At 72.6% G+C, this 23,269-nt stretch carries 22 protein-coding genes; 13 read left to right on the top strand and 9 right to left on the bottom strand.

Annotated elements, in window-relative coordinates:
- The 4 genes from IE318_RS04265 to IE318_RS04250 all read left to right on the top strand — a co-directional run.
- Positions 1–370, top strand: a 370-nt coding sequence (locus IE318_RS04265) for an alpha-glucosidase C-terminal domain-containing protein (RefSeq protein WP_189896415.1), incomplete at its 5' end; no start/stop codon positions are given.
- A gap of 31 nt (positions 371–401) precedes the next feature.
- The gene (locus IE318_RS04260; RefSeq protein WP_189896465.1) at positions 402–1,790 is read left to right on the top strand and encodes a maltokinase N-terminal cap-like domain-containing protein; all 1,389 of its coding nucleotides are present in this window, start codon (positions 402–404) and stop codon (positions 1,788–1,790) included.
- 4 nt (positions 1,791–1,794) lie between these two features.
- The gene (glgB, locus tag IE318_RS04255; protein ID WP_189896414.1) at positions 1,795–4,029 is read left to right on the top strand and encodes a 1,4-alpha-glucan branching enzyme; all 2,235 of its coding nucleotides are present in this window, start codon (positions 1,795–1,797) and stop codon (positions 4,027–4,029) included.
- A gap of 136 nt (positions 4,030–4,165) precedes the next feature.
- Complete coding sequence (locus IE318_RS04250; RefSeq protein ID WP_189896412.1) at positions 4,166–5,254, top strand: glutamate--cysteine ligase 2; 1,089 nt, start codon at positions 4,166–4,168, stop codon at positions 5,252–5,254.
- A 1-nt stretch (position 5,255) separates the two neighbouring features.
- Here the strand turns inward: IE318_RS04250 and IE318_RS04245 are convergent, their stop codons facing one another.
- Positions 5,256–5,489: a DUF6480 family protein gene (locus IE318_RS04245; RefSeq protein ID WP_030181249.1), complete on the bottom strand. Its 234-nt coding sequence runs from the start codon at positions 5,487–5,489 to the stop codon at positions 5,256–5,258.
- Positions 5,490–5,640: 151 nt separating this feature from the next.
- Here IE318_RS04245 and IE318_RS04240 point away from each other — a divergent pair, with 151 nt between their 5' ends.
- From IE318_RS04240 to IE318_RS04215, 6 genes are all read left to right on the top strand, one after another.
- Positions 5,641–7,548 carry an AMP-dependent synthetase/ligase gene (locus IE318_RS04240; RefSeq protein ID WP_189896410.1) on the top strand — a complete coding sequence of 636 codons (1,908 nt, stop codon included), beginning with the start codon at positions 5,641–5,643 and terminating at the stop codon, positions 7,546–7,548.
- Positions 7,549–7,668: 120 nt separating this feature from the next.
- A complete protein-coding gene (locus IE318_RS04235) occupies positions 7,669–8,103 on the top strand; it encodes an ATP-binding protein (protein ID WP_189896407.1) in 435 nt (144 codons plus the stop codon).
- 122 nt (positions 8,104–8,225) lie between these two features.
- Positions 8,226–8,645, top strand: a complete 420-nt coding sequence (locus IE318_RS04230; RefSeq protein ID WP_189896404.1) for an STAS domain-containing protein — start codon at positions 8,226–8,228, stop codon at positions 8,643–8,645.
- Between the two features lie 80 nt (positions 8,646–8,725).
- Positions 8,726–10,099, top strand: coding sequence for an NAD(P)/FAD-dependent oxidoreductase (locus tag IE318_RS04225; protein WP_030181235.1), 1,374 nt, complete (start codon positions 8,726–8,728; stop codon positions 10,097–10,099).
- Positions 10,100–10,215: 116 nt separating this feature from the next.
- Entirely contained in the window at positions 10,216–12,474 is a 2,259-nt protein-coding gene (locus IE318_RS04220; RefSeq protein ID WP_373311056.1) for an FUSC family protein, read from the top strand.
- 49 nt (positions 12,475–12,523) lie between these two features.
- A complete protein-coding gene (locus IE318_RS04215) occupies positions 12,524–12,964 on the top strand; it encodes a hypothetical protein (protein ID WP_030181227.1) in 441 nt (146 codons plus the stop codon).
- 24 nt (positions 12,965–12,988) lie between these two features.
- On the opposite strand, the gene IE318_RS04210 is transcribed toward IE318_RS04215, so the two are convergent.
- Positions 12,989–13,858, bottom strand: coding sequence for a SigB/SigF/SigG family RNA polymerase sigma factor (locus tag IE318_RS04210; protein WP_030181225.1), 870 nt, complete (start codon positions 13,856–13,858; stop codon positions 12,989–12,991).
- Positions 13,859–14,159: 301 nt separating this feature from the next.
- Positions 14,160–14,612: an ATP-binding protein gene (locus IE318_RS04205; protein WP_189896401.1), complete on the bottom strand. Its 453-nt coding sequence runs from the start codon at positions 14,610–14,612 to the stop codon at positions 14,160–14,162.
- A 219-nt stretch (positions 14,613–14,831) separates the two neighbouring features.
- Between IE318_RS04205 and IE318_RS04200 the strand changes: the two genes are divergently transcribed.
- Positions 14,832–15,053, top strand: coding sequence for a hypothetical protein (locus IE318_RS04200; RefSeq protein WP_030181220.1), 222 nt, complete (start codon positions 14,832–14,834; stop codon positions 15,051–15,053).
- 309 nt (positions 15,054–15,362) lie between these two features.
- Positions 15,363–15,815, top strand: coding sequence for a cyclic nucleotide-binding domain-containing protein (locus IE318_RS04195; protein WP_030181218.1), 453 nt, complete (start codon positions 15,363–15,365; stop codon positions 15,813–15,815).
- A gap of 21 nt (positions 15,816–15,836) precedes the next feature.
- On the opposite strand, the gene IE318_RS04190 is transcribed toward IE318_RS04195, so the two are convergent.
- The gene (locus IE318_RS04190; protein ID WP_189896399.1) at positions 15,837–17,153 is read right to left on the bottom strand and encodes an MFS transporter; all 1,317 of its coding nucleotides are present in this window, start codon (positions 17,151–17,153) and stop codon (positions 15,837–15,839) included.
- 174 nt (positions 17,154–17,327) lie between these two features.
- On the opposite strand from IE318_RS04190, the gene IE318_RS04185 reads away from it, so the two are divergent.
- Positions 17,328–17,582: a WhiB family transcriptional regulator gene (locus IE318_RS04185; protein WP_189896397.1), complete on the top strand. Its 255-nt coding sequence runs from the start codon at positions 17,328–17,330 to the stop codon at positions 17,580–17,582.
- 18 nt (positions 17,583–17,600) lie between these two features.
- Here the strand turns inward: IE318_RS04185 and IE318_RS04180 are convergent, their stop codons facing one another.
- The 5 genes from IE318_RS04180 to IE318_RS04160 all read right to left on the bottom strand — a co-directional run bounded on the left by IE318_RS04180 (position 17,601) and on the right by IE318_RS04160 (position 23,229).
- On the bottom strand, positions 17,601–18,050 hold the full coding sequence (locus IE318_RS04180; protein ID WP_189896394.1) for a DUF6098 family protein: 450 nt from the start codon (positions 18,048–18,050) through the stop codon (positions 17,601–17,603).
- 79 nt (positions 18,051–18,129) lie between these two features.
- Positions 18,130–19,995, bottom strand: coding sequence for a sensor histidine kinase (locus IE318_RS04175; protein ID WP_189896391.1), 1,866 nt, complete (start codon positions 19,993–19,995; stop codon positions 18,130–18,132).
- Between the two features lie 31 nt (positions 19,996–20,026).
- Positions 20,027–20,722: a response regulator transcription factor gene (locus tag IE318_RS04170; RefSeq protein ID WP_189896389.1), complete on the bottom strand. Its 696-nt coding sequence runs from the start codon at positions 20,720–20,722 to the stop codon at positions 20,027–20,029.
- Between the two features lie 16 nt (positions 20,723–20,738).
- Positions 20,739–21,485, bottom strand: a complete 747-nt coding sequence (locus tag IE318_RS04165; protein ID WP_189896386.1) for a L,D-transpeptidase family protein — start codon at positions 21,483–21,485, stop codon at positions 20,739–20,741.
- Positions 21,486–21,555: 70 nt separating this feature from the next.
- Positions 21,556–23,229 carry an FAD-binding dehydrogenase gene (locus IE318_RS04160; protein ID WP_189896383.1) on the bottom strand — a complete coding sequence of 558 codons (1,674 nt, stop codon included), beginning with the start codon at positions 23,227–23,229 and terminating at the stop codon, positions 21,556–21,558.
- Positions 23,230–23,269: the final 40 nt, after the last annotated feature.

Genomic DNA, 23,269 nt, shown 5'->3' with positions numbered 1-23,269 from the left:
CGTCGAGGCCTCCATGTCCTCGCCGTCCTCGCTGCTGCACTGGACCCGCCGCATGATCGAGATCCGCAAGCAGAACCACGCCTTCGGACTCGGCTCCTACACCGAACTGCAGTCCTCCAACCCCGCGGTCATCGCGTTCCTGCGCGAGTACAAGGACGACCTGGTCCTGTGCGTGCACAACTTCTCGCGCTTCGCCCAGCCCACCGAACTGGATCTGCGCGCCTTCGACGGACGGCACCCGGTCGAGCTCATCGGCGGGGTCCGCTTCCCGGCCATCGGCGAACTCCCCTATCTGCTGACCCTGGCGGGACACGGCTTCTACTGGTTCCGGCTCACCAAGGTCGCATCCCGGATCGGCCGACGAGTTTGAGCCTGCGGCCGAGAGAGGAGGAGGCGTGACCATGCAGAGGGCCGCATCCCTGCAACCGAGCACCGCGGGCCTGGCCGGGCCCATGGCCTCGCTCGGGTCGCTGCTGCGCGAATGGCTGCCGCGCCAGCGCTGGTTCGCCGGCAAGGACCGGCCCGTCACCGATCTGCGGCTGCTGTCGATGACCGAGCTGTTCCCGGGCTGTCTGCATCTGCTGGTCCACACCGAACACGCGGGGGTCCCCGCCGGCCACGGCGGTGTCCCCGCCCCGGCCGGCACGACCGCGCCCCCGCCCGCCGACTGCTACCAACTGCTGCTCGGAGTGCGGGAGCAGCTCGCCCCGCGACTGCACCGGGCCTTCATCGGCCGTCCGCAGGAGGGGCCGCTGGCCGGGCTGGCGGTCTACGACGCGCTGTGCGACCCGCGCTCTGCGCAGCTGCTGCTGGAGCGGCTGCGCCACCCCGGCACATCGGGCCCCCTGCGCTTCGAGGTCGATCCGTCCGTGCTGATCCCCGGGGGCCTGGTGCCGCGGCTGCTGGACGCCGAGCAGTCCAACTCCTCGATCGTGTACGGCGACGAGTTCATCCTGAAGGTCTTCCGCCGGATCCAGCCGGGCGTCAACCCGGACCTGGAGGTGCCGTGGGCCCTGGCCCGGCAGGGGTGCAGCCGGGTCCCCGCCCCGGTGGCCTGGCTGCGCACCACCCGGCCGGAGGAGGCCACCCTCGGCGTGCTCCAGCCCTTTCTGCCGGACGCGGCCGACGGCTGGACGCTGGCGCTGCGGGCGCTGGCCACGGGCGACGACTTCACCGCACAGGCGCACCAGCTGGGACAGGCCACGGCGGAGGTGCACCTGGCGCTGGCCGAGGCCTTCCCCACCAGCGGGCACCGGGAGGTCGCCCGGACGGCGACCGCGATGGCCGAGCGGCTGGAGGCGGCGGCGCACAGCGTGGCCGCGCTGAGGCCGTACGCGGCGCGGCTGCGGACCGCGTTCGCCGCGCTGGTCAGCTGCGACGCCGGGCCGGCCGCCCAGCGCATCCACGGCGATCTGCACCTCGGCCAGGTGCTGCGGGCCGGTCGCGAGTGGTTCGTCATCGACTTCGAGGGCGAGCCGTCCCGTCCGCTCGCCGAGCGCCGCCTCCCCGAGTCCCCGGTGCGGGACGTCGCCGGGATGCTGCGCTCCTTCGACTACGCCGCCCGCCAGCGCCGCCCGTGGCGGCCGGAGTGGGCGCGCCGCTGCCGGGAGGCGTACTGCGCCGGCTATGCCTCCCGCGCCGGCTGGGATCCCCGTAAGAAACACGCCCTGCTGCGGGCCTACGAGACGGACCGTGCCGTGTACGAAGTGCTGTACGAGGCCCGGCACCGCCCCGACTGGCTCGCCGTACCGATGGCGGCGATCGAACGTCTCGCCGTGAGAGGAGGCTGAACCGGTGGCACTGCGCGACACGTCACTTCCCGAGCCGTCCGGCCCCGTCCCGCCCACTGCGGCACGGACCCGGACCCGGACCCAGGCGGCCCCGCCCCTGGACCCCGCCGACCGTGAGCGCCTGCTGTCCGGCGCCCATCACGATCCGCACGCGCTCCTCGGCGCGCATCCGGTGCAGGGCGGGATCGCCTTCCGGGCGCTGCGTCCGTTCGCCGACGCGGTGAGCGTGGTGGCCGACGGCGAGCGCGTCCCGCTCGTCTCCGAGGGCGACGGCCTGTTCTCGGCCGTGCTGCCGCTGGCCGGGATCCCCGCGTACACGCTGGTGGTCGCCTACGGGCAGGACGAGTACGAGGTCCACGACCCCTACCGCTTCCTGCCCGCCCTCGGCGAGCTCGACCTGCACCTGATCCGGGAGGGCCGGCACGAGGAGCTGTGGAAGGCGCTGGGCGCGGAGCCGATGACCCACCAGGGCGTGACCGGCACCCGCTTCACGGTGTGGGCGCCGAACGCCCGCGGTGTCCGGGTGGCCGCGGACTTCACCTACTGGGACGGGACCACGTTCCCGATGCGCTCGCTCGGCGCCGCCGGGGTGTGGGAGCTGTTCCTGCCGGGCGTCGGCGAGGGCACGCGGTACAAGTTCGAGATCACCTCGCAGTACGGCGGCCGGTTCCTCAAGGCCGACCCGATGGCCCGGCGCACGGAGGTGCCGCCGGACACGGCCTCGATCGTGACCGCCTCGCACCATGAGTGGGGCGACGCGGAGTGGATGGCCCACCGCGGGGACACACCGGTGCACGAGGCGCCGTTCTCGGTGTACGAGGTGCACCTGCCGTCCTGGCGCAAGGGGCTGGGCTACCGGGAACTGGCCGAGCAGCTCCCGGCGTACGTGAAGGACCTGGGCTTCACCCATGTGGAACTGATGCCGGTCGCCGAGCACCCCTTCGGCGGCTCCTGGGGCTACCAGGTGACCTCCTACTACGCCCCGACCTCCCGCCTGGGCTCCCCGGACGACTTCCGGTACTTCGTGGACGCCTGCCACCGGGCCGGCCTCGGCGTGATCATGGACTGGGTGCCGGCGCACTTCCCGAAGGACGACTGGGCGCTGGCCCGCTTCGACGGGGACCCGCTGTACGAGCCGGGGAACGCGCAGCGCGCCGAGCACCCCGACTGGGGGACGTACGAGTTCGACTACGCCCGCACCGAGGTGCGCAACTTCCTGGTCGCGAACGCCGTCTACTGGTGCGAGGAGTTCCACATCGACGGGCTGCGCGTGGACGCCGTGGCCTCCATGCTCTACCTGGACTACTCGCGCGACTCCGGCCAGTGGACGCCCAACGTGTACGGCGGCCGGGAGGACCTGGACGCCATGGCGTTCCTCCAGGAGATGAACGCCACCGTCTACCGGCGGGCCCCGGGGGTGGTGACCATCGCCGAGGAGTCCACCGCCTGGGGCGGGGTGACCGCGCCGACCGACTGCGGGGGGCTGGGCTTCGGGCTGAAGTGGAACATGGGCTGGATGCACGACTCGCTGCAGTACATGAGCAAGGAGCCGGTGCACCGCAAGTACCACCACCACGAGATGACCTTCGCGATGGTGTACGCCTACAGCGAGAACTACGTGCTGCCGATCTCCCACGACGAGGTGGTGCACGGCAAGCAGGCGCTGGTGTCGAAGATGCCCGGCGACTGGTGGCAGCGCCGGGCCAACCACCGCGCGTACCTCGGCTTCATGTGGGCCCACCCGGGCAAGCAACTGCTGTTCATGGGGCAGGAGTTCGCGCAGGGCGGTGAGTTCTCCGAGGAGCACGGGCCGGAGTGGTGGCTGCTCGACGACGGCTACTGCGCGGCGGGCGACCACCGCGGGGTGCGGGACCTGGTGCGCGACCTGAACACGCTCTACCGGGCCACGCCAGCCCTGTGGCAGCGCGACACCCGGCCGGAGGGCTTCCGCTGGGTGGCGGTGGACGCCGCCGACGACAACGTCTACGCCTTCCTGCGCCACGACGCCCAGGGCGCCCCGCTGCTGGCGGTGTCGAACTTCTCGCCGGTCGTACGCCACGACTACCGCCTGGCCGTGCCCGGTGACGTCACCGCCTGGTGCGAGGCTCTCAACACCGACGCCGCGCGCTACGGCGGCAGCGACGTCACCAACCCGGACCCGGTCAAGCCGGAGGACGGGCACATCCGGCTCACGCTGCCGCCGCTGGCCACGGTCTGGCTGACGCCGTATCCGGCCTGAACGCGCCCGCGCCCCCGGGCCGGAACGGACGCGCGTGGCGCGCCCCATGTGTCCGGGGGCCGTCCCTGGGCAGCCGGGTCCTACGACCCGGCTGTCCGGCCGGTGTCGGGGTGCGGAGACGGAAGGGCGGCGAGAGGTGCGGACCGTCGGAGTGGAGGAGGAGCTCCTCCTGGTCGCCCCGGACAGCGGTGAGCCAAGGGCCCTGTCGGCGGCGGTGCTGGCACACGCGGAGGCGGCCGACGCGGGCCAGGACGTGTTCGAGAAGGAGCTGTACGGCCAGATGCTGGAGTTCGCCACGCATCCGCAGACGGACATGGCGGAACTCGGCGCGGAGATCGTGCGCTGCCGCAAGGAGGCCGCCCGGCACGCCGGGGAGATCGGCTGCGCGGTAGCGGCGCTGGCCACCTCCCCGCTGCCGGTCAGTCCCACCATCAGCATCAACCGCCGCTACCAGTGGCTGGCCGAGCAGTACGCCATCGCCACCCGGGAACAGCTCGTCTGCGGAATGCATGTGCATGTGGCCGTGGAGTCGGACGAGGAGGGCGTCGCGGTCGTGGACCGGATCCGGCCGTGGCTGCCGGTGCTGCTGGCGATCAGCGCCAACTCACCGTTCTGGCAGGGCGAGGACACCCGCTACGACAGCTACCGCAGCCGGGTGTGGGACCGCTGGCCGTCGGCCGGGCCGACCGAGCTGTTCGGGTCGGCCGAGCGCTACCACCGGCGGGTGGCGGACATGGTGGCCACCGGCGTGATCCTCGACGAGAAGATGGCCTACTTCGACGCGCGGCTGTCCGAACGGTATCCGACGGTGGAGATCCGGGTCGCGGACGTGTGTCTGCACGCCGACACCGCCCAGCTCGTCGCGGCCCTCGCCCGCGCTCTGGTGGAGACCGCCGCCCGTGAGTGGCGGGCGGGCCACGAGCCGGCGGACCACAGCGTGACCCTGCTGCGGCTGGCCGCGTGGCAGTCCGCCCGCGCGGGGCTGGAGCGGGAGCTGCTGCATCCGCTGACCATGCGCCGGCTGCCGGCGGAGGCGGTGGTGCGGGCGCTGCTGGACCACGTCGGCGACGCGCTCGCCGACAGCGGCGACCTGGACCGGGCCCGCGAGGCCACCCGGCGGTTGCTGCGCCGCGGCAACGGCGCTCGGGTCCAGCGCGAGGTGATGGAGCGGACCGGGAACCTGCGGGACGTCGTCACCGCGTGCGTGCGCCACACCCAGGCCTGAGTCAGAAGATCAGGCCCAGGGCGTAGGCCAGGAAGCCGAAGGCGAGCACCAGCACGAGGATGATGATGACGGCGAGCGGGGCCTTGGCCCACCCCCTGGAGGTGCTGTCCGGCTGACGGGGCCCCGCCTCGGGCATGCTGCTCTCCGCGGGCGGGGTCTCGCCGGGCGGGACCCCACCCCCGGGTTCCAGGCCGGGGGTCCGTTCGGGATCGGGATCTGGATTGACGTAACTCATGCCCGACGGGTTTCCCCGAACAGGCCCGGATCACAAAACAGCCACATCGCCGTTCCGGGTCCCCGGCCGCGCTGACCTCGGCTAGATTCGACGCGCGCCGACAACGGCACTCACCTGCGGAGTCACTCTCCGTACACACCAGGAGCAGCGCATGCGCGACTTCGCCCTCGCTCCGTCCGCCGTCTCCTCGCTGACCGGCGGGCTCGCCGACAGCGTCTTCGAGACCGCCGAGCTGCGTCCCCTCCTTCCGGTGCTCGCGCGCCGGGCCTCCGCCGGCTCCACCGAATGGCAGGAGGTGACCGCCGTGGAGCTGCGGGACCAGGTGTCCGACCTGGCCCGCGGACTGGTCGCGTCCGGGATCGCGCCGGGCCACCGGGTGGCGGTCATGGCGCGCACCCGGTACGAGTGGACGGTCCTCTCCTACGCGCTGTGGGCGGTCGGGGCGGAGGTCGTCCCCATCTATCCGACCTCCTCCCGGGACCAGGTCGAGTGGATCCTGCGGGACGCCGGATGCGTGGCCGTGGCCGTCGAGGACGAGCAGGGTGTGATGACGGTCGGCTCCGTGTGCGCATCGCTGCCCCTGCTGCGGCATGTGTGGCAGCTGGACGCCGGGGCGCTGGAGCAGCTGGTGGCGCGGGGCGTGCCGGTGCCCCCGACCACGGTCGACTCGCTGCGCCGGATCGTGCTGCCGGACGCCACCGCCGCGATCGCCTACACTTCCGGCTCCTCCGGCCGCCCCCTGGGCTGCGCGCTGAGCCACCGGGCGCTGGCGAGCCCCTGCGACACGCTGCTGGCGGGCTGGGGGCACACCGCCGCACCTGCGGGCGAGCAGGCCTCCGTCCTCGCGTTCCTGCCGTTCTCCCATGTGTACGGCCTGATGGTCCAGGGCCTCTGCGTCCGCGGCGGGATCCTGCTGGGCCACGAGCCTGACCTGGGCGAGGCGGCGCTGGCTTCGGCGCTGCGCTCCTTCCGGCCGACGTACTTCTACGCCGTGCCGTCCGTCTTCGAGAAGCTGTACAAGAACTTTCTGCGCACCGCGCAGCAGACGGGCCGGGGCGCGCTGTTCGAACGGGCGGCCCGGACGGCGCGCGACTTCGCGGCGGCGCTGGAGCGGCAGCGGCTCGGCCGGGGCCCGGGCCCCGGTTTCGACCTGCGGCTGCAACACGCCCTGTACGAGCGGACGGTGTACCGGCGGCTGCGGGCCGCGCTCGGCGGCAGGGTCCGGCGCGCGACCTCCGGAGGCTCTCCGCTCAGCCGGGACCTCTCCCTTTTCTACGAGGGCATCGGCGTCTATGTGCACGACGGGTACGGGCTCACGGAGACCGCGGGCGGCGTCACCATGCAGCCGCTGGGCCGGGAGAAGTCGGGCACCGTCGGCCAGGCCCTGCCGGGCACCGAGATCCAGGTGGCCGACGACGGGGAGATCCTGGTGCGGGGGCCGTCGGTGTTCCAGGGGTACGTGGGCGACGAGGCCGCCACCCGCGCCGTGCTGCGCGGCGGCTGGCTGGCCACCGGCGACATCGGGCACCTGGACTCCGAGGGCTATCTGACGATCACCGGGCGCAAGAAGGACGTCATCATCACCAGCGGCGGCAAGAGCGTGGCCCCGGCCCCGCTGGAGCAGCGCCTGAGAATGCATCCGCTGGTCCACCAGGCGGTCGTCGTGGGCGACAACCGGCCGTGCGTGGGGGCGCTGATCACCCTGGACCCGGAGTTCCTGGCGCACTGGCGGGCGGCGCTCGCGCTGCAGGGCGACGCGCCGGGCCGCGAGGCACGCGAGGAGAACGCGCTGCGCGAGGAGGTCGGCCGGGCGGTGGCGGCCGCCAACAGCGCCGTGTCGCGTTCGGAGTCCATCCGAGTCTTCCGGGTGCTGCCGGAGCCCTTCGACGTGGCCGGCGGGCTGCTCACACCGTCGATGAAGCTGCGCAGGGACGCCATCGTGGAGCGCTACGCCTTCGAGATCGACGCCATGTACCAGGCCCGCTCCCCCGGCCGGCGCCGTCCCCCGGCCGAGGATCCGACGGCCGACTGGGAGGACTCCGACAACGTCTTCCGCTGAGACACGAGCCCCACGACAGGCCGACGCGTAGCCTCCACACCCACGGGAACTAGACAGGGGGACGGACGGGAGGGAAGAAAGAACGACGAAGCTCCGCGCGCGCGGGGCGGGGAAGGCGAGATGGCAACCGAGCCGCCTGGGGACGACACACTGGCTACCGAGGGGATTCCGAGCCGCACCGCTCACTTCACCGGTGAGCTGCACCATGTGACCGGTGCGCGCCTCGCCGCGGAGGAGTTCCTCGACGATCTCGCGCGCACCTCGCTGCCGACGGCCCCCGAACACTGGGACGACATACTGCTGGTGGTCACCGAACTGGCCGCGAACGCCGTGCAGTACGCGCCCGGACCGTTCGTGCTGCGCATGCGCCGGACCTTCGACGGCGTACATGTGACACTGAGCGACACCAGCACCACCCCGCCCGCCCCCCGCCCCTTCCGTCCCAGCAGCGGCGGCGGAGGCATCGGCTGGCATCTGATCCACACGCTGAGCGACCAGGTCAGCGTCGTGGTCAACGACAGCGGGAAGGACGTGCACGTGTTCCTGCCGTGGTGAGCACCGGCGGTTCCCGGGCTCTCCGGCTCCAACTCCCCCGCGATGTCGGGCGTGTGCGCCCGCGCATGACCGTTCGGTCCGGGGGTACACGCGGGTGCGATCAGCACTCGTTGGAGGTACTCGTGCCCATTGCCCAGAACCCGCTGTCCGTCGAGGTCACCGTGCCCCGGGAGGACGTCGCCCTGCTCAAGGCCGAGGGCCATCTGGACGTCGACACCGCGACCGAGCTGCAGGCCCATCTGGCCAACCAGCTCCACCACGGCCGGCGGCACTTCCTGCTCGACCTGGACGGCGTCCCGTTCATGGACTCATCGGGCATGAACATCATTCTGCGGGTGTACCAGGAGGTGCGCGACCGCCCGGGCAGTGTGCACATCATCGCCCCGGCGCCGGCCGTGCGGCGCGTTCTCGACCTGACCGGGGTCAGCATCACGGTGCCGGTCTCGGAGACCGTCGACGAGGCGCTCGCCCTGGTCGACCGGGAACGGGAACCGCTCCCCCTGGCCGACGGGGAAGAGGAAGCAGGGGACGAGGCTGGGTAAGTCGGGTAATACATCCGGGTACGGCCGCTTCTGGTGCGGTTGCGGCCTTCGACGGGCATGGTGGTGCTCGACAGGAAGGGATGAACACCGTGACACGACCCAGGATCCTGGTGGTGGGCGCAGGCTTCGCCGGCGTGGGGTGCGTGCGCCGCCTGGAGCGCAGGCTCGCCCCTCGCGAGGCCGACGTCACCCTGGTGACGCCGTTCGCCTACCAGCTCTACCTGCCGCTGCTCCCCCAGGTCGCCTCCGGCGTGCTGACGCCCCAGTCGATCGCCATCTCGCTGCGCCGCAGCGAGAAGTACCGCACCCGGATCATCCCGGGCGGGGCCATCGGCGTGGACCTGAAGGCGAAGGTGTGCGTCATCCGCACCATCACCGACCGCATCGTCGACGAGCCGTACGACTACATCGTGCTGGCCCCCGGAAGCATCACCCGCACGTTCGACATCCCCGGTCTGACGGACAACGCCTTCGGGATGAAGACGCTCGCCGAGGCCGCCTACATCCGCGACCACGTCATCACCCAGCTGGACCTGGCCGACGCCAGCGACGACCCGGCCGAACGCGCCGCGCGGCTGCAGTTCGTGGTCGTCGGCGGCGGGTACGCCGGCACCGAGACCGCCGCCTGCCTGCAGCGTCTGACGCACGCCGCCGTCAAGCGCTACCCGCGGCTGGATCCGGCGCTGATCAAGTGGCATCTGATCGACATCGCGCCCAGGCTGATGCCGGAACTGGGCGAGAAGCTGGGCCGCAGCGCCCAGGAGGACCTGCGCCGGCGGGGCATCGAGATCTCTCTGGGTGTGTCCATCGCCAAGGCCGGCCCGGAGGAGGTCACCTTCACCGACGGCCGGGTGGTGCCCACCCACACCCTGATCTGGACGGCGGGGGTGGCGGCGAGCCCGCTCATCGCCACCCTCGGCGCGGAGACGGTCAAGGGACGGCTCGCGGTGACCGCCGAGATGTGTCTGCCCGGCCACGACGGGGTGTTCGCGCTCGGCGACTCCGCGGCCGTGCCGGACCTGGCCAAGGGCGACGGCGCGGTGTGCCCGCCCACCGCGCAGCACGCCATGCGGCAGGGCAAGCGCGTCGCGGAGAACCTGATCGCGACCCTGCGGGGCCTGCCGATGCGGCCGTACGAGCACAAGGACCTGGGCCTGGTGGTGGACCTGGGCGGAGCGGACGCGGTCGCCAAGCCGCTGGGTGTCGAGCTGCACGGGGTGCCCGCCCAGGTGGTGGCCCGCGGCTACCACCTGGGGGCGCTGCGCACCAATGTCGCCAAGGCCCGCGTCGCCACGAACTGGATGCTCAACGCGGTCGCCGGCGACGACTTCGTACGCACCGGCTTCCAGGCCCGCAAGCCCGCCAAGCTCAAGGACTTCGAGTACACGGACGCGTACATGTCCAACGAGCAGGTACGCGAGCACGTCGAACGTACCCGCCCCAGGACCGGCTGACCCGGCACGGGCCCGGCGCCCCGCACCCACGCCCGAGCCGGGCCCGGCGGCCGGGCGTGCGATGCTGTGGCGAGGGGCCAACCTGATCAGTACCGGCAACGGGAGAGTACGGCGGCGTGAGTGCGGCGAAGGCGTCGGTCTGGGCACGGCTGCGGGATCGCGTCACGGCATCCGACCCGGGGCTGCTGAGGCTGGCCGCGGGTTCGCGGACGGCGGGTTCGATCGCGCTGACACTGGCCGTGCTCACGGCGCTGCGCGCACCGGTCGCGCATCTGGTGGCGGGGGCGATCGCGTCCATGGCGGCCACCTTCGCCATCCGGGAGAAGCAGCGCGCCCGGCAGGCGGTCACCCTCGCCCTGGGCCTGCCGGTGGCGCTGGCGTCCGTGTCGCTGGCGGCGCTGCTCAACCAGCACGTGGTGGCCGGGGACGCCTTCTTCGTCGTCCTGATCTTCTGCGCCGTCTACAGCCGGCGGTTCGGTGACCGGGGCAACGCGCTCGGCCTGATCGGCTTCCAGATCTACTTCATGTCCCTGTTCGTCGGCGCCACCGCGGCCACGCTGCCCAGTCTGTACGGCGTCGTCGCGATCGCGTTCGCCGCCAGCGCCCTGGTGCGCTTCGTGATCGTCTACGAGACTCCGGCGGGCATTCTGCAACGGCTGCGCGAGGCGTTCCGGGTGCGCCTGGCCCAGTTGGTGTCGGCGCAGCTGGAGCTGCTGGACGCCGGTCCCGACGAGGCGGGCAAGGCCCTGGAGTCCGTGCGCGAGGGCACCGCCCGGCTGCACGAGACGGCCATGATGATCCAGGGCCGGCTGGAGGAGGGCACCTCCGACGCGTCTGTGGCCCGGCTGCTGCAGCGGCGGATCGCGGACGCCGAGATCGCCGCCGAGCGGCTGGGGCTGCTTCTGCTGAGCGCCCGCAGCAGCGAGCGGACCGACACGCTCACCCTCCACCTGCCGGGCGCTCCCGTCCCGTCGGGCGGCCGGCTGCCGGTGCGGGACGAGGCGACCGGCACGTTGCGCCGCGACCTGAGGGCGCTGGGGATGCTCGCATTGCGGCCCGTCGGGGAGGGCGGCGGCACCGCGATGGTCCATGTGCGCAACCGGCTCATCGGCTACCGCGAGGAGGAGAACCTGCCACCCGCCCCGCCCGCCGTGCAGGACGTCTTCCGCGGCATCGGCGAGGCCGCCCGGGCGGTGCTGGGACTGAGGATCGCGCTGGCCGTGGCGCCGGACGACGAGTCCGACGACGCACCCGCCACCGTCCGCTCGCGCGAGGAACTGGAGGCCGAGAACGCCTCCATCGCCGGCTCCGTGGAGGGCGAGCGGGAGCAGGAGGAGCCCCTGACCGGGCTGCGGCGGCCCACCACTCGGGCGGCCGTGCAGGTCGCGCTGGGCTCGGCGCTGGCCATCGTCGGCGGCGAGTTCCTGTCCGCCCAGCGCTGGTACTGGGCGGTGCTGACCTGCTGGATCGTGTTTCTCAACACCTCCTCCACGGGCGAGGTCCTGGTCAAGGGCTACCGCCGGCTGCTGGGCACCGTGCTCGGGGTCGTGGCCGGTATCGTCCTGGCCGGGCTGGTCGGACCGCACACCTGGACGGCGCTGGCACTGGTGCTGCTCTTCGTGTTCGCGATGTTCTACACGGCGCCGCTGTCGTACACGCTGATGTCGTTCTTCGTCACCGCGGCACTGGGTCTGCTGTACACGCTGCTGCACACCTACAGCCTGGCGGTGCTGGTGCTGCGCATCGAGGAGACCGCGCTGGGCGCGGCCTGCGGGATCATCGCGGCGGCGGTGGTGCTGCCGGTGCGCACCGACCGCCGTACGAACGAGCTGCTCGTCACCGTGCTGGAGCGGCTCGCGGACGTCACCGGGGCCGCGGTCGACCAGCTCAGCGGCGGACCGGCGGCGGATCTGCTGGACCAGGCGCGCGACCTGGACCAGGCACTGGGCGACCTGCGGTCGGCGGTGCAGCCGCTGACGCACCCGATCACCCCGCTGCGGGCGCGGCGCAACACGGCCCAGTACCTGCTCGCGCTCCTGGAGACCTGCGCGTACCACGCCCGCTCGCTGGCGGCGACCGCCGAGCTGCTGCCAACTCACCCCTCGATCGCCGCGGATCCGCGGCTGCGTCAGGTGTGCGCTCGCATCACCGGCAACATCGCCGTGCTCATCGACCATGTGGCCGACGAGCGCGCCACCGCCGCGATCGAGACCGGCCCGAGCATCGCCTCCCTGCTGGGGGCGGACGGGACCCCCGGCACCCCTCGCTACGGCCGCGTCACCGACCGGGTGCTGCGCCATCTGCAGCGCCTGGACGAGTCCGTGGTCGGCCTGGCCCGCCCCCTGCGCGTCCCGGTGCCGAGCCCGCGGCGCTGAACGTTTCCGGGTCACGTCTGACCGGCGCAGGGCGGGGAACACGGAGCAGATGAACGAAGACGAGCTTCCGCCCGATGACCGGGCCGTGCAGGCGTACCTCGACCTGCTGCGGATCCGGTTGCCCGAAGAGGACTACGAACGCCTGCTCGCCGTCGTCGCCCCGGTCCTGCGGGCCATCCACGAACAGGGCGAGCAGGGAGTGCCCACCGCGGACTTCCCGCTGGAGGGCCCCCAGACCCAGGGCCTGCCGCAGGAGATCCGGGACGAGGCCGCCCTGGTCATCGCCACCGCGGTCACCGGCCGGCTGGACAACGAGCTGGTCGTCCTGGACATCGAGGAGACCGGCCCGGTCCGGGTGGTCACCGACGCGGCGACCGCCTCGGACCCGGCCCGTCTGACCGAGATCGCCGACTACATACGCGACCGGCACCGGGACACCGAGGAGCTGCGCGGCATCGCCGAAGCGAGCGGCCTGTCCACGGACTTCTGAACCGAGGACCTGCGAACCGGACGCTCAGGCGGACGCCGGCGGTGACCCGCTGCCGCCGCCGCGCCGGTTCGCCCGTTCCGCCAGCACCTCGTCGCGCACCCGCGCGCAGCTGCGGCTGATGAGCCGGGAGACGTGCATCTGGGAGATGCCCAGCCGGTCGGCGATACGGCTCTGCGTCATGTCCTCGAAGAAGCGCATGTAGAGGATGGCGCGTTCGCGTTCGGGGAGCCGGCGCAGCCCTGCCTTCGCCGACTCCCGGTCGACGACGACGTCGTACGAGGTGTCCGCGGAGCCGAGTGTGTCGGCGAGGCTGTAGCCGTCGGCGCCGGTGGACAGCTCGGCGTCCAGGGAGAGCGTGCTGAAGCTCTCCAGCGCTTCCATCCCGGTGCTGACCTCCTCCTCCGTCAGTCCGGTGTGGGCGGCGACTGCGGCGACCGAGGGTTCGGGGCTGCCGGGGTTCTGGGTGAGTTCACGGCGGGCCACCCGCACCTTGTTGCGCAGTTCCTGAACGCGGCGGGGCACCCTCAGGGCCCACATCCGGTCCCGGAAGTGCCGCTTGACCTCGCCGGTGATGGTGGGCACGGCGTAGCTCTCGAAGGCCCCGCGCTCCGGGTCGAACCGGTCGATGGCCTTGACCAGCCCCAGCGCCGCCACCTGCCGCAGGTCCTCGATCGACTCTCCTCGGTCGCGGAAGCGGCCCGCGATGCGGTGGGCCATGGGCAGCCACGCGGTCACGAGTGTGTCGCGGACCGAGTCGCGTTCGGGACCGTCCTCCAGTGCGGCGAGGCGACGGAAGAGGGCTGCGGTGTCGGGTGCGTCGTCGTGCGGCCGCCGGGCGGGAGCGGCATTGTCTTCGGGGGCGCCGTGACGGTTTGTCGACGTATCAATGAGCATGCGGAATCGCTCCTGAACGATTTCAGGTAATGACCGCGGAAGGGGGGACGTTGTCGGGGTGACCTGGAGGCCTCCGGCCAGCCGTACCGCTCCCGCTGGCGCGCCTCCGGTCCGAAGCACGAGGTTTCGTCTGCCCTGGAGTGGGAGGAACAAACGCCGCATTCGGTGCCGCTTCGCGGCGGGCCACGTGCTGCGGCGCCGTGTCGGACCGGATCGGATCAATTGGTCGGACGGGTTCGGAGGAGTTGCCGGTGTGCAGCTACTGGTTCGGACGGGGCCGCAGGAGTCGTGTCCGGCCGGATCAGATCAGCGGCACCACCACGCTGATGCACTTGCCGCCGGAGGGCAGGTCGCACACCTGTACGTCGCGCGCCAGCCGGCACACGATCGGCCAGCCGCGGCCGCCCACCCGGCGCCGGCCCTGCCCGTCCACGGGGGGCTGGACCACCGGCAACCGGTCGCTGCGGTCGCTGACGCAGACGCGTACGTCCGGTCCGACCACGTCCACATGGAAGTCGGTCACGCCGCCGCCGTGCAGGATGGCGTTGGTCGTGAGTTCGGAGGCGACGAGCTGGGCGTCGGAGACGGCGTGCGCGTCGCAGGGCCGGCCGGCCCGGCAGCACTCGCTGATCGCGTGTTCCACCGCGCGTCGGACATCGGCCGGCTTGCACGGCCTCGGCTGCCGTCCGGTCCGGTCCACGGCGGACGGCGGTGCGGCGGCGGGGGTGGGGGTGGTCCTGTGCTTCTCGCACATCTCCTCGCTCCCTGGATGGTGAACTCCCCGGACGATGAAGAAAAAGGCCGGACCGGCTGCCGACCCGTCGGCGGGTCGGTCGAGAGCCTCGTACCGTGCGGCTCCGCGGGCCTCTTGTGTTCGGCTAGCCTCTCCGGGCCACGCCAAACATCCCCGGTTCCCGGCGAGCGGGCGGCGCGCGAGAGCCATCGCAGCGCCTCTCGCGGGTATGTGAACGGCATGACCGAAGTCGTGGACTCAGACGAGCTGCTGCGGCGCATGCAGCGCGCCAGGTGCTGCGCGCAAGAGGAGGAGCACCGGTGGCGCGCCCGCCGCGACAGGCTCGGGCCGACCGATCCGGACGGGGCGCGCGAGGCAGCGGTGCGCGTGGTGTCCTACGAGACCGTGCTGAGAGTGCTGGACGAGATCCTCACTCCCGGCCGGCACGACGGGGAGTGCTGACGGGCGGGCGCCGAGCGAGTGAATCCCGTCACGTGAGCCGGTTTCGGCTGCGTTAACCGAGCCGAGATGGTTTACGGTTCATCCATACGCGGTGACGGGGTCGACTCGAACCGTCCTCCGTACACCGCCGCATACGGCCCTGGCTGGCTTCCCCCGTCCAGCCAGGGCTTTTTCATGCCCGCGCGACGCCGTACCCGGCGCTGCGCCGGCAGAAGTCGGGTCCGCCGAGGTGCCCGGGGCGCGCGCAGCGGCTGAAATGGGCTTAGGCACATGCGCGGAACCGCGAACGCCGGCGAGGAGCCTCCGGTCATGACCAAAGCGATAAAACTGCTCACCGCCCTCCCGTACAAGCAGCGCGAACGCCTGATGGAGCTGGCGAAGGAAGTCTCCTTCCCCGAGGACACCAGGATCTTCGAGGCCGGCGGCACGGCCGACCGATTCTGGGTCATCCGCTCCGGCGCCGTCCACCTCGACCAGCAGGTCACCGCCCTTCGGCGGGTGACCGTGGCGAGTCTGGGCGCGGGCGACCTGCTCGGCTGGTCCTGGCTGTTCCCGCCCTACGAGTGGGACTTCGGGGCCGAGGCCTTCAGCCCGGTGCGCGCCTACGAGTTCGACGGGCCGGCCGTGCTGGCACTGAGCGTGGAGGACCCGCTGCTCGGACTGTCGCTGGTGCGGACGGTCGCCGAGGTCCTCGCCAACCGGCTGGAGACGACCCGGGGAAGGCTGCTGGAGCAGTACACGATCCCCCGGCGCGGCCTCTGACTCGTCGGCGAGGCCTCGGGCTCAGACGCGGTAGCGGCGCAGCGCCGGTACGGCGGCCGCCAGGACCAGCGTCAGGGCGACGACCAGCAGCCCGCCGCCCGCGACGGCGGCCCGTGGGCCGAAGGCCGAGCCGGCCGTGCCGTGCAGCACGTCGGCCAGGCGCGGGCCGCCCGCGACCACGACGGTGAAGACGCCCTGCATCCGGCCGCGCATCTCGTCGGTGGCGGCGGACAGCAGGATCGCGCCGCGGAACACCATGGAGACCATGTCGGCGACACCGGCGGCGGCCAGGAACGCCACGGCGATCCAGAGGTTGCGGCTCAGGCCGAACCCGGCGACGGCCGCGCCCCAGGCCGTGACCGCGCCGATGACCATCCAGCCGTGCCGGCGGGCCCGGGAGAAGGTGCCGGAGAACAACCCGCCCACCACGGCGCCGATGGGGATGGCCGCGAACAGCAGGCCCAGCGCGAGGCCCTCGCCGTAGGGGGCGTAGGTCTCGGCGGCGAGCTGCGGGAACAGGGCGCGGGGCATGCCGAAGACCATGGCGATGATGTCGGCGAGGAAGGACAGCAGCAGCACCTTGTGACCGGATATGTAGCGGAACCCGGCGGCGATCTCGCGCACCCCGGCGCGGCGGGCGGCGGACCCGGACAGCGGCGGCAGCGACGGCAGGCGCACCACCGCCCACACGGTGACGCACAGGGCCACGGCGTCGATCAGGTACAGCTCGGGCAGGCCGATGACGGGGATCAGCGCGCCGGCCAGCAGCGGCCCGGCCACCAGGCCGGTCTGCATGACCGTCGAACCCAGCGCGTTGGCCGCCGGGAGTTCCTCCTCGGGGACCAGCCGGGCGATGGAGGCGTTGCGGGCCGGGGAGTTCAGGCCGAAGAAGGCCTGCTGCACGGCGAGCAGCACCATCAGCACCGCCACCGACTCCAGGCCGGTCACCGCCTGCAGCCAGAACAGCAGCGAGGTGACGGCGATACCGCTGTTGGTGACCAGCAGCAGCTTGCGGCGGTCCACGGTGTCGGCGACCGCGCCGCCCCACAGCGCGAACACGACCATGGGCACCAGCCCGGCGAGGCCGGCGTAGCCGACCCACGCCGAGGAGCCGGTGATGTCGTAGATCTGCTTGGGCACGGCGACGGCGGTGAGCTGGCTGCCGACGGCGGTGACGATGGTCGACGACCACAGGCGGCGGTAGGCGGGCCGCCGCAGGGGGCGGGTGTCCATGGCCCAGCGGCGCCAGCCGCGCCGGCCGGTTCCGGCGGCGGGCTCCGGGCGGTCGCCGGAGTGGTCCGAGGTGTCGGTGGTGTCAGTGGTGTCGCTGGTGTCCACGGGGTCCCTGGTTGGTCGTTACATCTTGCTGTCCGGGGTTCACTATCGCAGGACCCGCTGTGCGGGGCCGTTTCACCCACGCGGCGGCAGGTGACTCGATGCCGGACAGGTATATGTACAGGCACATGTTCAGGGCACGGAGCACAGACGACTTCCGATCACAGGTGACTTCTCATGGACCACTGGCGAGACCACGCCGCATGCCGCGGGCAGGACCCCGACCTCTTCTTCCCGATCGGCACGACCGGCCCGGCACTGGCGCAGATCGAACAGGCCAAGGCGGTGTGCCGACGCTGTCCCGTCCAGGACCGGTGTCTGGAGTGGGCGCTGAGCACGGACCAGACCATCGGCGTGTGGGGCGCCACCACCGAGAGCGAACGCCGCGGGCTCAAACGGCGTCGCGCCACGGCCCGTCGCCGCTCGAGGTGACCGCCGGGTGCGGGTCGGTCAGTCTCCGGAGCGGCGCATGGTCCCCCACTCCGCCTCCTGCCGCTTCACCGCGGCCCGCGCCTCCTCGATGACGCCGGAGGCGATCCAGCACAGCGGCTCCACGTCGACCACCAGCGGCTCGTTGTCGGGGCCCCGGCCCGTCTCCCGGCCCCTGAGGACCCAGGGACGGACCCCGGGACCCTTGTCGTGCGGCAGATGCGCGTAGTCGTACAGCCGGCGCGCCACCCACAGCTCCACGGACCGGTCCTGCCACCACTCCTCCAGGTCGAGCGGATTGGCCGACAGGCCCGGCATGGACACGCCGGTGAGGGCGTCGGTGCTGGAGGTGGCGCCCATGTCGGTCCCGGGGCCGCGCGACCAGCGGACGTACAGACCCCGGTCCCGCTCGACGAGGGCGGCCAGTGCGGCCAGCGAGTGCACGACCCGCAGCTCGTCCGATGCGCTCATGCCGTGATCTCCCTCGTGCCTCAGGCGCTCGGGGTACCCGCGCTCGGGCCGCGGGAATCAGCGCGGCACAGATCCGGAATCACTCGCCCCGGCCGCTTGGAGAGGTCACCCGGCTCTCCGGCGGTGGCGGGGCGGCGGGCAGCCGCAGGCTGAAGACGCTTCCGTTCCCGGGTTCGCTGACCGCCGTGACCGTGCCGCCGTGGGCGGCGGCCAGGTGGCGGACGATGGCGAGGCCGAGGCCGCTGCCGCCGGTGCGGCGGCTGCGGGACTTCTCCGCGCGCCAGAACCGGTCGAAGACATGCGGCAGGTCCGCCGGGTCGATGCCGCACCCGGTGTCGGTGACCTCGAGGACGGCCTCGTCGCCGTCGAGGCGCGCGGCCACGCTGACCGTGCCGTCGGCGGGTGTGTGGCGCAGGGCGTTGGAGACCAGGTTGCCGAGCGCCTGCCGCATGCGTACGGGGTCGGCGTCCAGCCAGGGTTCGCCGTCCGCCCGGGTGCGCAGGGCGACACCGGCGGTGCCGGCGGCCACGCGGTGGGCCGCGGCCACCTGGTCGAGCAGGTCGCGGGCGCGCAGTGGTTCCCGGTGCAGGCGCAGGGTGCCGGCGTCTGCGGCGGCCAGGTCCTGCAGGTCGTCGATGATCCGCTGGAGCACCAGCGCCTCGTCGTGCAGGGACGCCAGCAGGGCGGGGTCGGGGTCCACGAGGCCGTCCCGGGCGACCTCCAGCCAGCCGCGGATGTTGGTGAGCGGGCTGCGCAGTTCGTGGGCGATGTCGCTGACCATCGCCTTGCGCTGGGCCTCCAGCCGCTCGCGGCGCTCGGTGAGCGCGTTGAACGCCACGGCGAGCAGGCCCGTCTCGTCCCGGGTGGTCACCGGGACCCGGACGTGGAGTTCGGGCGGCTGCCGGGCTGCCTCGGTCAGGGCGCGCAGGGGCCGTACGAGCCGGGTGGCGACCACGGCCGTCACGGCGACGGTGACGGCGAGCACCAGACCGGCCGCGCCGACGATCTTGGCCTTGTTGGCCGAGGACATCACGAAGCGGGGTTCGGTGCGGTCCCCACCGCCGAGGAACAGTTCGGCGACCGGGGCGACATAGGGGTCGAGCTGTGCGCGGCGGGCGCTGTCGGCGCAGTCCTGCGCCTTCTTCGAAGCCGCGAGCTCTCCCGACCTGGCGTACTTGGCCACGATGACGCGGCTGCCCAGGCTCTTGTCGGTGGGGTCGAAGAGCCCGAACAGCGGGATGTCCGGGTCCAGGCCCTCGCGGCCGAGGCAGGTACGGGCCTGCCGCGCGAGCGCGTCGAGGGCCTTCCGCTCGGTGGGGGTCGGTGCGTTGAGCCGGCCGTCCGCGCACTCGATCGGCGTGGCGGCGGCGGGGCCCGTCGCGTCGGTGTCGGTGTCGGTGAGGAACGGGCGGCCGCTCGGTGTGCGCCGGATGGTGGTGTCTAGGCCGTGGCTGCGGAAGCAGCTCTGCCGCTTCCTTGCCAGCAGGTCCAGCCCGGACCGTTCGGCGGCCGGCAGCAGGAAGGGACCGACGGCCCGTGGGTCGAGGCCGCCGAGCTGTGCGCCGCGCTGGGTGTAGGTGTCGGTGTGCAGGGGGTCGATGGTGGCGGCGGCGCTCGGTGGCAGCGGACTGCCGTGCGGTGCGGAGTCCGCGATGGGGGAGCGGTCGGTGGTGGTCAGGGCGATCCGGCGGCCGGTCCGCGCGGCGAGGGCCCGCACGGTGGGCTCGACGCCCTTCCAGTCGGGGTGCGTGGCGGCGTAGCCGCTCAGCCGGGCGAGGATGGCCATGTCGTCGGCGAGGTCCTGGCCCTGCTCCTCGCGCAGGGCACGGGTGGTGGTCTCCACCGCCAGCCAGGCCGTCGCCGCGACGGAGCACAGGGCGATGAGGACGGAGGCGATCAGCAGCCGGACCAGCAGGCGCTTGCGCAGCGGTATGCCGCCGCTCATGCCCTGCCCCCGCTCGGCGCGTGGTGCCCGCTCATGCCCTGACCCCGCTCAGTTTGTAACCGACTCCGAACACGGTGAGCAGACGGGCCGGGCGGCGCGGATCGGCCTCCAGCTTCTTGCGCAGGTTCATGATGTGCACGTCGACGGCCCGTTCGGTGGAGGCCCGGTCCAGGCCCCTCGTGCACTGGAGCAGCTGGCGCCGGGTGAAGACCCGTTCGGGTTCGCCGGCCATGGCGAGCAGGATCTCGAACTCGGCCGGGGTGCACTCCACCGGCCGCCCCTCGCACCGTACTTCGTGCCGCACCGGGTCGACGGCGATGCCCCCGGCCCGTACGACGGGATCCGCGCGCCGGTCGCCGTCCCGCCCACTGCGGCGCAGGACGGTGCGGATCCGGGCCATCAGCTCGCGCGGGCTGTACGGCTTGGTCATGTAGTCGTCCGCGCCGAGTTCGAGGCCGAGCAGCACGTCGTCCTCGGTGGAGCGGGCGGTGAGCATCAGCACCGGGACGTCGTCGTCCCGGCGCAGCACCCGGCACACCCCGAAACCGTCGATCACCGGCAACATCAGGTCCAGGACCACCAGGTCGGGGCGGTGCAGCCGGGCCGCGTCCAGGGCGGCCCGGCCGTCGTGGACCACGGTCGCGGTGTGGCCCTCCGCCAGCAGGGAGCGGCGTATGAGTTCGGCCTGCATCTCGTCGTCCTCGGCGACCAGCACATGTGCGCACACGCGGCGGATCCTATGGTCAGCGGGCCAGGAACGCCGCGTCGCCCATGACGACGACGGGGTGCCGGGCCGGGTCGAGGGTCAGCAGCAGTTCCTTCATGTGCCGCTCGGCGAGGCCGACACAGCCGTGGGTGGGGCCGCCGTGGTCGACGTGCAGCCAGATGCCGCCGCCGCGGCTCGCGCCGAGCGGGCGGGTCCAGTCGAGCGGCGAGGTGCCCGGACGGCGGTTGTAGTCGATGGCGACGACGTAGTCGAACGACCCCGCCAGCGACTCCCCTTCGAATCCGGTGCCGGGCGAGGTGAACCCTGCGGAGTGGTGGTACGGCAGCCGGGTCCCGGGGTCGCGTTTCAGGCCGCCCGCGTCGCTGAGGGTGTAGACGCCGACGGGCGAGCGCAGGTCGCCGGAGAGGTGGTGGTCGGTCCAGCCCCTGAGGGCGTTGTGCGCGGGCCAGCTCTCGCCGGCCCGCCAGCCGGTGCCGTCGCGCTGGTACAGCACGACGGTGGAGTCCGGGGAGTCGCGGCCGCGTCCGGTCACCACGACGACCTGCCGGGAGCGGGAGGGTATCGCCGCCAGGGTCCGGGGACCCAGGCCGGGTATCCGCTGCGGGGCCGCCTCGACGGAGAACTCGGGGCGGGGCGCGGGGGCACCGGCCGGTGCGGTGGCGATGTCGGACGGGGTGTCGGACACCGCCACGGAACCGCCGCCGCATCCGGTGAGCAGCAGGCACACGGCGAGCAGGGTGACACGGGGACTGCGAGTGATCATGCGTCGACCATGGCCGACGGTTGTGAGGAACTCGTCAGGTTCCCGGTGCCACCGCCCGCGGACGCGCCGCTCAGGCCGTCTGCTCGGCCGCCGCGCGGCCCGCCGCGCGGCCGGAGAACAGGCAGCCGCCGAGGAACGTGCCCTCCAGGGCGTTGTAGCCGTGGACGCCGCCGCCGCCGAAGCCGGCGACCTCGCCGGCGGCGTACAGACCGTCGATGGGCTGCCCGTCCGCGCCGAGGGCGCGGGAGTCGAGGTCGGTCTGGATGCCGCCGAGAGTCTTGCGGGTCAGGATGTGCAGCTTGACGCCGATGAGGGGACCGGCCGCCGGGTCGAGAATGCGGTGCGGGACGGCGACCCTGCCGAGGCGGTCGCCGATGTAGCGGCGGGCGTTGCGGATGCCCTGGACCTGGGCGTCCTTGCTGTACGGGTTGGCCATCTGGAGGTCGCGGGCCTCCACCTGACGCCGCACCTCGGCGGCGTCCAGGAGCGGCTGGTCGGTCAGCTTGTTCATCTTCTCGACGAGTTGGTCGAGGGTGTCGGCGACCACGAAGTCCGCGCCGTGCCGCAGGAAGTCCTGCACCGGCCCGGGCGCGCCCTTGCCGAGCAGCCGATCGCGCAGTACGGCTCTGCGGTCCTTGGCGGTGATGTCGGGGTTCTGCTCGGAGCCCGACAGGGCGAACTCCTTCTCGACGATCTTCCGGGTCAGCACGAACCAGGAGTGGTCGTGGCCGGCGATGTCCTCGGTGGTGCGCAGGTGCCTGAGGGTGCTCAGGGTGTCGTAGCCGGGCAGGCACGGGTCGGGCAGCCGGCGGCCGAGGGCGTCGAGCCAGATCGAGGACGGGCCGGGCAGGATGCGGATGCCGTGGCCGGGCCAGATCGGGTTCCAGTTCCGCACGCCCTCGGTGTAGTGCCACATGCGGTCGCGGTTGACCAGCCGGGCGCCGGCCGCCGAGCTGATGTCGAGCATCCGGCCGTCGACGTAGGCCGGGACGCCGGTGACCATGTCGGACGGTGGCGTGCCGAGCCGCTGCGGCCAGTAGCGGCGGACGATGTCGTGGTCGGCGCCGATGCCGCCGGACGTGACGATCACGGCCTGCGCGGTGAGTTCGAACGCGCCGACCGCGTCCCGGTTGGAGGCGACGCCTCTGGGCGAGTCGTCCTCGGCGAGCACCGTGCCGCGCACTCCGCGCGCCGCGCCGCCCTCGACGACGAGTTCGTCCACCCGGTGCCGGTGGTGGAAGGTGAGCAGGCCGTCGCGCGCGGCCTGCCGGGCGTGGTCGGCGAACGGCTCGACGACACCCGTGCCGGTGCCCCAGGCGATGTGGAAGCGGGGTACGGAGTTGCCGTGGCCGTCGGCCCTCAGGTCACCGCGCTCGGCCCAGCCCACCGTGGGCAGCAGGCTGATGCCGTGGCCGGCCAGCCAGGACCGCTTCTCCCCCGCCGCGAACTCGACGTAGGCGCGCGCCCAGCGCACCGCCCAGGAGTCCTCGTCGTCGAGCCGGTCGAACTGCGCGCTGCCCTGCCAGTCGTTCCAGGCGAGCTCGAAGGAGTCCTTGACGCCGAGGCGCCGCTGCTCGGGGGAGTCGACGAGGAACAGCCCGCCGAAGGACCAGTACGCCTGCCCGCCGAGGTTGGCGGCGTTCTCCTGGTCGACGAGGGCGACCCTGCGGCCCCGGCTGGTCAGCTCGTGCGCGGCGACCAGCCCCGCGAGGCCGGCTCCGACGACGATGACGTCCGCGTCCATGGCGTCCGATCCCTTTCTCCGGTCCAACGTGTCCGACCCG

Source organism: Streptomyces spiralis, assembly GCF_014654675.1.
Taxonomy (GTDB): Bacteria; Actinomycetota; Actinomycetes; order Streptomycetales; family Streptomycetaceae; genus Streptomyces; species Streptomyces spiralis.
This window is presented reverse-complemented; position numbering and strand designations above follow the sequence as displayed.